Below are 9,512 nucleotides of genomic sequence, written 5' to 3' on the forward strand. Positions count from 1 at the left end.
TCTGCGTAAGCCGCTGCGTGAGCCGACACCGGCAAAAGCAGCGCTGCCAATGCGCCGACCAAACGGAAGCGATTCACTTTACCCCCTGATGTCTTCGGATTGTAGCCACCGCGTAAAGGGCAGAGCCACAAATTTGAACCTAACATTCTAGACACACATGATTTTCTGAAGAAATGCAACCGGGCCGATTGTCACCATTCGCCAAGCCTGCAACAAAGAACGCATGTTGCAAAGCTCCAACGCCCTGCTGGCCTGCAGCGACTGGATTGTCGGCACACTGACTGGCGCTTTGGGAGTCATGTTAGCCGTCTTGGCGATCGCTGGCGTCGGCTTTGCCATGCTACAAGGACGCCTCGCTGTTCGTTCTGGTGTGCGCGTAATCCTGGGATGCTTCGTTCTGTTTGGCGCCCCTGTCATTGCCAAGGCCTTGAGCGGCGGCGTCGGTCAGGCGCCCGCGCAAACAGTGGAGGTGTACAATGCGCTACCATCTCCGCCGATAGCCATTCCGGCCCCTCCACCTCCAAACACCGACCCTTACGCCGGGGCGTCGGTGCCGATGTAAGAAAAAACTTGCGGCCGTATCAGCTTCACGCACCGGTAGTCGTGACATTGGTCCGGTTGTCCGCCTTGTCGATCGTGTAAGTTGTCGTCTCACCGTTGTTCACCGAACCGGAATGGACCACTTTGATGAGGCGTCCCTTGGCATCATATGTGTAAGTGACGGTTTCTGTGGCGTGAGCCAGACCCGGAAGGGCTAAGCTCGCGATCAGGACAAGAGCCGTGGTGGCATTGCGCATGAACTTCTCCTTCAATGATATTTCAAGCTAGTCGAGCCGGTGAATTTGGCAAATCACCTCTCGCGTGATTGCAGAATTTTAACTCAGGTCATGCGCCCTGGAAGGCGAGACCACCTCAGACGACACGGTGGCCGCCGAGACGTCTTTGTTATCTTGATGCTGCCAAAGCTGGCTGCTGGCTCCAAATCGCTAAGTGCAGTATGCTGCGCCTACACCTCAAATTTTCCTCAAGATGATGGCTTCCTGATGCGGATCGTGCATCGAACAGGTTGCCCTGTATTGGCAGCAGCCTGTTCACAAGCATCTATGGTTTCGCTGTTCTCCCGACGTACTTCTGCAGCGACCACGATGGTCTGCCATGCCTGCGGACTGTTGGCGCGCATGAGTCGGGAACCGGCTTCCCACAGCGTCGGCTCACCAATGATATGTGCCGCCATCGCTTCAGGCATATGCCACCCCTGCGGCAAGGCGCGCAGGATCACACCGGGAAGGACCGACCACAGCAACATCCCCGCGAGCAAACCGCCGCCCGCCGCCCATGCAAGGCGGCGGCGCTGCTCGCGCGCGGCCGCAATTACGCCCGCCAATCTTTCCATGTCTCTCACGGCACCGTCGATCCGCCCCCGCGCCTGCGCAATGACGATACCGTCCTCCGCACGAGCTTTCGCACCGGCTGCGGAAATCTGCCGGGCCATTTCATCAGGTGTGAGTTCCATCGCCGGTCTGCGGGCAAGCGTGTTCATCGCCTCACGCACTTTGCCCAGTTGGGCTTCGATCTTCCCCAGTGTTTCGCTGTAGTCGGGCGCGGCATCGCGTCTGGCGGCAAACCCGGCGATGGCGGCTTCGAGCAGGTCCACCTTTTCACCGAGGCGCGTGAAGGCCCGTACCGCCGGATCGGCTTCGGGGGATGGCATAGGCAGATTGTCCATAATCGTTCCTCCTAACGGCTGAGGCCCTGGCTGCGCCCCATCTCGATCCCGACACTGCCCGCAAGGTCGTGGGCAAGCTTGCGCCCCGTATCGAAGTCAATGCCGAGGTCCTGACGGCGGGGTTGCAGCAGCGACTCCACCTGCGCGTCGCGCTCCAGGCTCTTGGCCATGCCCGCCATCTGCTCGGACACCTTGCGCGAGCCCCGGAAATCGCCATCACGCTGCAACTCCTCGCGCTGCTGGCTGAGCTGACGCCACCCTTCGACGAAGCGGTCGGCGCGCAGCTGCGGATCGGCGCGAACTTCAGCTTCAAGTTGCATCGCGCGGATAGCCTGGCGGGTGCGGCCAGCGGCGGCTTCGGCGACCAGGGCAGGATTGCGGCTGTAGGCCGCCTCCATGTCCGCTGCTGCATGCTTACCAGTGGCGTTCAGCGCCTCGCGGGCCTTGTCCAATTCGGCCGTCTGGTGCGGCAGGACAGGCAAGCCTTTGTCCTGCATCCTGCTGACATTGGCGATGGCACGGGCATGGCGCTCCGCGGCAATCTGCCGCATCGGATCACGCGCGGCCTGGATGGCCTTCGCCGGATCGGGAGGGCGGAAATCGGCGAAGGCTCCCCTGAGCGGAGCCGAAGAAATGGAGCGAGGCCGATCGGGTGCGACCGGCGCTGCGCGATCGTGCCCTCCGATGGCAAGGCGCAGGCCGTCGAACATCCCGCGCGCTTTCTCCGGCACCTTGTGGATGATCTCTGTCACCCGTTCGCGCAAGGTGATGCCGCGCCGTTCGGCGAAGGTCTGCGCCGGATCGCGGCGTTCGTAGTCGCTCGCCATGTCCTTGGTCCGCTCGCGCGAGAGGATGCGGACAAGCCGGTCTTCGTCCTTGACGTCATCGCGGCCGTAATGAAGCTGCAGGCCGTCACGATGACGGGACAGACCGACATAGGCGCCGTGTCTGTCCATGCCCGGTGTCGCCAGCACATGGCCGCGATCAACCGTCATGCCCTGCGCCTTGTGGATCGTGGCGGCATAGCCATGGTCCAGATGGGCATAGCTTTTGGTGTCGAACGCCACGCTGCGCCCGTCGTCGGTGCGCACGGTCATGCTTTGCAGATTCACCTGCTCGACGGTGCCCAACGTGCCGTTCTTCACGCCGAGGCTGCGCTCGTTCTTCAGGAACATCACACGGTCGCCGTCTGCGAAGTGACGATCGCCACGCTCGGTCTTCACCAGAGCGTCCTTGCCCAGTTCACCGGCATCGCGCAGGCGCCCGCGCGCGGCCTCGTTGAGTTCACGCACCTCGTCATTGGTGTGGGTAAGAATGATGCGGGTCTGCCCCGGTGCGGCTTTGCGCTCGCGGTCCCAGCGATCGACAAGTTCGCCCCGCGCCTGTTCACGCGTGGCAGCGGCATGGACCATATCATGCTCGCCGTAGGCCCGGATCGCTTCGCCAGTGCGGCCAGTTGCCAGGTGGCGGGTTGCATCCTGCTGCCATCCGGCGCGCTGGCGGCGTACTTCGGTGATCTCGACACCGCCATGGCGCTCATGGATAGCGCGGAACGCTGCACCCGCTTCGATGGCCTGGAGTTGCTGCGGATCACCGACCAGCACGACCTTGGTACCGGCCTCCTGGGCGTGGGACAGCACGCGCTCCATCTGGCGCGAGCCGACCATGCCCGCCTCGTCGATCACCAGCACATCGCGCGAGGTCAGAAGATCGCGGCCTTGGCTCCAGCCATGCTCCATGCTGGCGATGGTGCGCGAGGCGATGCCAGAACCATTCTCCAGTCCCTCGGCAGCGATACCCGACAAGGCGGCGCCGCGCACGTTGAATCCTGCATTCTCCCACGTCTCGCGCGCCACCCCCAGCATCGCACTCTTGCCGGTCCCGGCGTAGCCGACGATCACACTCAAATCGCGGCTATCGGTTGCATGTTCGAACGCCGCGCGCTGCTCGCCCGACAGCACAAGTCCGCCGTGCTCCGCACGCGCCAGCGCCGCGTCCCGGTCGCTTTCCGACACGCGATGCCGTTCGCGCTCGGCCATGAGGTCTGTGGCACGTTGCAAGCGCTGCTCGGTCTCGATCATCTCGCGCGACGTGAACCGGTCTTGCCCGCGCCCATCCTGGCCCAGTTCGATCAGGTCAGGCGAGCCACGCACCGCACTCATGGCGGCATCGAACTGGTCCTTGCCGTCGCTGTGGCGGTGGACGAACATAGCCATGTCGCGGGTGGTGAACGTGGCCTGCCCATGCGTGATTGCATCGAGCGCGATGCGCGGCTCGGCGATGATCCGCTCGCCATTCTCCCGTGCGATGGCCCGGTGATCCTCGATCCGCTCGGCTTCGAGGCCTTGCGTTCCCATGCGCGAGGCCGCCGGGCCAATCTTGTCCTGCGGCGCGAGGTCAATGCCCTGATCAACAAGACTGCGGTGATCGATGCGGGCATCGATGTCGAGTTCGGCCAGGCGCTGGTTGACGTGCTCTTCCCAGCGCTCGCGCCATTGCTCGACCACCTCGGTGCGGTTCCAGTCGCGGACCTTGGCACCGAAACCATCCTCGCCCACTTCCCGCATGGTGAGCATGACATGGGCATGGGGCTTGGGCTGGCCATCGGCGCCGATATCCCAATGCACATTGAGATCGGCGATCATGCCCTGGTCGACGAACTGGTCTCGCACGAAGTCGCGCGCCAGCTCGATGCCCTGCTGCTGGTTCATTTCCCTCGGAATCGCGAATTCCACTTCGCGCGCGAGTTGCGCATCCTTCCGTTTCTCGAAGGCCTCGACATCGTTCCACAGCCGCTCGCGGTCGCGCCATGCCTCGGGCGCGTTCTCCGGTAGCAGCACTTCGCTGTGAACGACGCCCGATTTGCCCGTGAAGTCATGTTCACGGTCGAGCCGCTCGTCGTGCAGGCGTTCACCGGCCCGATAGGCCGCTGCCGCAACGGCACTGCGGCCCGACGCGCGGCTGATGACTTTGACCGAGAGGTGGAAAATTGCCATGACGGCAATTCAGTTACACTTCACGAGCGACGTCGGCACGACGTATAAGCGCGCCCTTCCCAAAGAAAATCCGGGAAGGGACCGGTTCGTTTCAGACCGTCCCGGCGACTCTACTGCGCCGCCGTCAGCGCTCAACTATCATGGCTCCATCACGACAGGAATGGAGACTGTGATGCGCAAGCCGCGAGATTTTGATTCGGAACTGAAGGCGCTGGCCGACAAGGCGAAGCAATTGAAAGACCGCCGCATACGTCAGCTCGGTGAACTGGTCGTTGGCACTGGTGCCGATGCACTCGATGCCGACGTCCTGGCAGGCGCGCTGCTTGATGCGGCAGGTATGAAGGACGCGGCCAGGAAGGAGGCCTGGCGCAAGAGTGGCACGGCTTTCTTTCTCGGCAAGGCGGGAACACCTGCGGCGGGACCTGACCGCAACCCGGAAGGCACTCTGCCGCTCAGTGGCGGCGGGGCATCGGCTTGAGGCCGTGAAAGCACGAACCGACATGCGTGGCTGGCAAGTCAAGCGCCGCGAACGCACACGCCAGTTGATTGAGCTGGGCGGGCTTGTTGTGAAGGCCGGTCTCGTCGAACTCACCGACGATGATCGCACCGCGCTTTACGGTGCGCTCCTCGCGGTCGCCAACAAGCTGCGCGGGGAGGAGCGCGGCCATGCGCTTGCCTTGTGGAAACGCAAGGGCAAGCGCGCGTTCGAGGCCGAGCAGGATGCCGCGAGAGACACATGAGCGGCGTGGGTCCTGCACTGCACGAAGACTGGCCGATCGCTGATGTTCAGGGACAACATTTGAGCGCGCCTCGGCAGCATGCGTTGCTCACCTCGGATTTCCAGGCGTCGGGGATCGATCCAGGCCGTTTCGGGTTCTACGACCAGCCTGCCTTTCTCGCGCGCGAACATGCCAATCCCGGATACCGTGCCCGATACGCGGAATGGGTCGCCACGCGGCCCCTATCTCCCGGATATGAGGCACACGTTCGCGCGACGGTCCCCAGGCTCGCGCATCTGCTGGCGACCACATTCGCCGCCCATGACGCGCAGTGCCGTTGTCTTGCCGCCACCGCCATGATGACGCGGATGCTCGATCGCCTCGGCGTCTGGAGTTTCGGCTTGCTGGGATCGGTCATCATCGAAGCGCCCGCGCAGGGATTACGGCGCGCGCTCCATACGGTCGATTTCAAGTCCGGCCCACGCGGTGTTGCCGGGCACGCATGGGTAGTCGCTCCCCCGTTTCTGATCGTCGATCCTTCGTTGGCGCTGCAGCGCTGGGAGCCTGTGGTCGGGCCGCTCATTCCCGACGTTGTTCTCGCCAATTCTCAGGCCCCGGTTGTGCAACCTCGCGTGGAGGATTGCATCAGCGAGCGCGTAAGGGAAATGTTCGCACGGGCGGAAGGCTGGCACGATCCTGCTCTGCATTATCGCCTCGACTTGAGGCTTGGGGAATTTTTGCGAACGTTCCCGGCGCGGGATGTCGTGATGCCTGACATGCGGATGCGCTTTGTTCCGGTCACCATCGAGCAATCTTGCGAAACGTTGGCGCGGATCAAACTGTACGGCGAGGGACCGTCTGGAAGGGCAATCTGGAACAGCATCGTGGTGCCTGCTTTCGCCATGGAGCCCCTGCCATAGAGGCAGCGAAGCTCGGACTGCGTTCGTCACCTGTGCAGGCAACCACAGGGTCGAGGCGAGGCGGAATGCGAAGAATGACGGTGGCGCATCACGGAACCTGCAGGTCCACTGTCCCTTCCGCTGGCGCCGGATATTCCAGCGTCGCGACCATCGGTGGGCGGTTCTTGTCGCAATAGCGCACGGTGATGGTATCGCCGCGTATCGCGGGGCACAGGCCCGAGCCGTAAAGGATGTCCGCCACGGCGTCGAAGGTTGTCGCTTTGGCGCGGTAGGAGCCGGTCCAACGCACCGCCCAGATATCCTCGTTCGCCTCGATCCGGTAGCCCGCCCGGTTGGCGATATCGCCGACTGCGCCCAGCACCGTGTTGGCGCGCACGTCGAAGTCCAGCACGGCGGAGGGATCGGCAGGTTCGGACCGGACGCGGCGTGTAAAATCAGCCGAACGCGCGTGCCAGACCGCCGTTTCCGCACCGGCCAGAAAGAGACACAGCGCGATCACCGCGATCGAAGTGCGCTCGCCCCAATGGGCGGACCAGCCGGAGTGCCGGAAATCGCGAACGGGGAACAGCCGGTTCCAACGAAATCGCGATGGCACGGCGCGGCGGGCGATTTTCGATGGCCGTTGACGTGTTGTCGCACGGCGAACGGCCATGGGAGCCGTTGTGGTTGCCATTCGCACCACAGGCGGCGGAAGCATCGGCGCTGGTATGTCAGAGACGAGCGAAGCCTGATGATCCGCGCAGGTCCAAACGACGTGCTCGCGCAGCATTTCCACCCGGCCGAACGCCCACGCCAGTTCCTCCGGTGAAATCCGGTAGGATCGCCCGTAGCGCGCCTCGACATAAGCCCGGCGAATGCAACCGAACGCCCGGCGCTCGAAACGGGTGTCTCGCGGCCATACACCGCGCAAACGCACGTCCAGCGCTTCGGCCGCCTCGCGTAAGTCGTCCAAAGCATGTGTGCGCGGACCGTGAAGGCGGACCGACCACAGCACGCATTGATAGAAATACTCGCATGCCTGATGCAGCAGCAGCGCCGCCATCGGCGCATTGCCCCGGTCCCGGTAGAAAGCCGCGCCCAGCAGAAAATCGCATCCGCGCATATGCCAATGGATGAATTCCGCCGCGCTGCGCACGCTGCGTTCTCGTGCTGGCAGGCGGCGCGGCGATGGCAGCCGAAACCCCGCCGTCTGGTAGAGCGCAACGCCCTTCTCGGCGATGCTCACGAAATGCGGGATACCGTCGATGAGCGCATTGTTGATTTGCTCCAGACTTTGGACGGTCAGGCGCACCGGGCGGGTAATTTCGCCAAATTCCCATGCGCGCCGAAGACGGTCATGCACCATACGCCAATCGCGTTCGCTGCGGGCGAGCCTGGGGTGGTTGACAATCGCCAGCAGGTGGTACGCCGCGCCCGACTCAACCTGTTCCCAAGCCATTTCGGAATGAGGACCGTGCAGCAGCAGCGAAAGAATCCGGCCTGCCCGGTACTGCTGTGACAGCCTGCCCTTAGCCGTCTCCGAGAACGCCTCGAACAGGATCGCCGTCACATGGCGAAGTTCCTCCCGGACGGATGATGGCAGATGATCCAGATCGGCGCGCAGCATCATGACCGGATCTCCCGCTGGCGGCATCGAAAGCCTTTGGGGCGCGGATGACCGGTCACGTCATGCACGCGGTCCAGCAATGCCCGTATAAGCGGCCGGACCCGATCGGGCGTGAACCCGCCATCATCCAGCGGTGGATCGCCGATCAGGTGCGCATAACCCCATTTCCAGTAGGGCGAGAGGATGGCCGCAAGGCGCGCCATCTCGGGGCAATCATGGCCAAGTCCGGTGGCGTTGGCATAGGCCAGAGCCTTTGCGATATCCTGACGGATATGCGCTGCATTCCATGCATCAGGAAAACCGACGTCCAGCAGATGAGCGCATAGAGCCAGCGTCGCGGCGGCGCCTGCCTGATGCAATGTCTCCCGGACATGACGGGCAAAGAAGCCAGCCTCAATGGCCCAGAAGGCGACTTCCGCGCTGTGATAGCGGTCCCGGCTGAGTAACCGGCCCGCCCTCGTTCGCATCAGGCATACCTGCTCATCGCCATTGCGTTCGTAGAGCGGCGCCAGCGACTTCGTCCAAGGCGACACGATAGCCGATGCGGCAACCGGTGCGGCGGTCAATCCGCGCAGCAACGCGCGCCGGGATGTGGCGCCGTTCGAGTCGCCAAGGAAATAGACTCGCCGTTCCATGATTGCACCTCCGCTGGCTGCGCCTTCGGGCCAATTCGAGCTGCCCGAAGTATATCCGATATCGCTTATAGCGCCGGGAGGTGCTATTTGGCAATAAGCGATATCTGTTACTGAACTTGCGATTGAAAGGGCGTCATGTCTGGCTACGACGTTTCCATGGGAAGACCGCCGCTTAGAGTGAAAACGACTGTCGTTCGTCTGCCGGAAGGCCTGGCCGAACGGATAGACCGTCTCATGGGCCCCAATCGGCGCGCCAAGTTCATCAGGGAAGTTGTGGAGCGCGAGGTCGAGCGGCTGGAAAGCGAGTCCGCCGATCTGAAGGGCAAGCCATAGCGGTTATTTCCGGACATGCTCCCGACGCTTTCGTTTTGGCATTTGGGAAGCCAACGGGAATTCTTGCAGCCGATGGCAGGGGCGAATGTTTGCGCCACATCCCCGGCTTTACCTGCGAATGCCGATAGGCACTGAAGTACCGGAACCGGCACTTCAGTGCCTATGCTCTTGTTCGCAAGTATGTCCGGCGGCACCATGGCGTCCAGCGGGCAGACTGGCGAGAAGGACGGTCAGTCATGTTTCTGCTTTTTGGATCGAAGCAACGGTCGAAACGCCGCCACGAATCACTTCCCCACGCGTTCGGGAGGGACGCAGGGCGGTCCAACCGGTGCCAGTCCTCCTGTGGCGGGATGCCATGGGAAAAAATCTGCCGCCTCGCCAGTGTACGCCTGCGCACGTCAGGGAACGTCTGAGAACGACTGAGTTCGCCTGAGCGCACCGGCCACAATTCCGGCACTCTTGCGCGGCGTGCCGCTGCTGCCGATGATGCCCTCAGGGGAGCCAACCATCCGTCAGGGAAGGGAAATGCATCCCCATGTCCAACATTGAAAAAATCATCCGCCTCAACACCGTGCTA

10 protein-coding genes are annotated in these 9,512 nt (G+C 63.0%); 5 read left to right on the forward strand and 5 right to left on the reverse strand.

What is annotated here, in order from left to right:
• Window positions 1–223 precede the first annotated feature (223 nt).
• Window positions 224–562 (forward strand): TrbC/VirB2 family protein, encoded by a 339-nt coding sequence (locus NN5_RS25485; protein ID WP_084385126.1) that lies wholly within the window; start codon window positions 224–226, stop codon window positions 560–562.
• A 25-nt stretch (window positions 563–587) separates the two neighbouring features.
• Here the strand turns inward: NN5_RS25485 and NN5_RS22885 are convergent, their stop codons facing one another.
• From NN5_RS22885 to traA, 3 genes are all read right to left on the reverse strand, one after another.
• Window positions 588–797 (reverse strand): hypothetical protein, encoded by a 210-nt coding sequence (locus NN5_RS22885; protein WP_157081292.1) that lies wholly within the window; start codon window positions 795–797, stop codon window positions 588–590.
• 227 nt (window positions 798–1,024) lie between these two features.
• A complete protein-coding gene (locus NN5_RS22890) occupies window positions 1,025–1,654 on the reverse strand; it encodes a DUF6118 family protein (RefSeq protein ID WP_157081293.1) in 630 nt (209 codons plus the stop codon).
• 83 nt (window positions 1,655–1,737) lie between these two features.
• Window positions 1,738–4,722, reverse strand: a complete 2,985-nt coding sequence (traA, locus tag NN5_RS22895; protein ID WP_067738756.1) for a Ti-type conjugative transfer relaxase TraA — start codon at window positions 4,720–4,722, stop codon at window positions 1,738–1,740.
• A gap of 172 nt (window positions 4,723–4,894) precedes the next feature.
• Here traA and NN5_RS22900 point away from each other — a divergent pair, with 172 nt between their 5' ends.
• The 3 genes from NN5_RS22900 to NN5_RS22910 are packed head-to-tail and all read left to right on the forward strand — an operon-like array spanning window position 4,895 to window position 6,361.
• Window positions 4,895–5,200, forward strand: a complete 306-nt coding sequence (locus NN5_RS22900; RefSeq protein ID WP_067738759.1) for a conjugal transfer protein TraD — start codon at window positions 4,895–4,897, stop codon at window positions 5,198–5,200.
• Window positions 5,201–5,222: 22 nt separating this feature from the next.
• Window positions 5,223–5,462 carry a conjugal transfer protein TraD gene (locus NN5_RS22905; RefSeq protein ID WP_067738762.1) on the forward strand — a complete coding sequence of 80 codons (240 nt, stop codon included), beginning with the start codon at window positions 5,223–5,225 and terminating at the stop codon, window positions 5,460–5,462.
• On the forward strand, window positions 5,459–6,361 hold the full coding sequence (locus NN5_RS22910) for a hypothetical protein (RefSeq protein WP_067738765.1): 903 nt from the start codon (window positions 5,459–5,461) through the stop codon (window positions 6,359–6,361). The genes NN5_RS22905 and NN5_RS22910 overlap by 4 nt, the downstream gene beginning before the upstream one ends.
• Before the next feature lie 88 nt (window positions 6,362–6,449).
• Here the strand turns inward: NN5_RS22910 and NN5_RS22915 are convergent, their stop codons facing one another.
• Together NN5_RS22915 and NN5_RS22920 are read right to left on the reverse strand one after the other, a co-directional pair.
• Window positions 6,450–7,970 (reverse strand): HEPN domain-containing protein, encoded by a 1,521-nt coding sequence (locus tag NN5_RS22915; RefSeq protein ID WP_067738767.1) that lies wholly within the window; start codon window positions 7,968–7,970, stop codon window positions 6,450–6,452.
• Window positions 7,967–8,602 carry a hypothetical protein gene (locus tag NN5_RS22920; protein WP_067738769.1) on the reverse strand — a complete coding sequence of 212 codons (636 nt, stop codon included), beginning with the start codon at window positions 8,600–8,602 and terminating at the stop codon, window positions 7,967–7,969. The genes NN5_RS22915 and NN5_RS22920 overlap by 4 nt, the downstream gene beginning before the upstream one ends.
• 177 nt (window positions 8,603–8,779) lie before the next feature.
• Between NN5_RS22920 and NN5_RS25490 the strand changes: the two genes are divergently transcribed.
• Complete coding sequence (locus tag NN5_RS25490; protein ID WP_169801044.1) at window positions 8,780–8,935, forward strand: hypothetical protein; 156 nt, start codon at window positions 8,780–8,782, stop codon at window positions 8,933–8,935.
• Window positions 8,936–9,512 lie beyond the last annotated feature (577 nt).

Origin of the sequence: Novosphingobium naphthalenivorans NBRC 102051, from assembly GCF_001590985.1 — a bacterium.
GTDB lineage: Bacteria > Pseudomonadota > Alphaproteobacteria > Sphingomonadales > Sphingomonadaceae > Novosphingobium > Novosphingobium naphthalenivorans.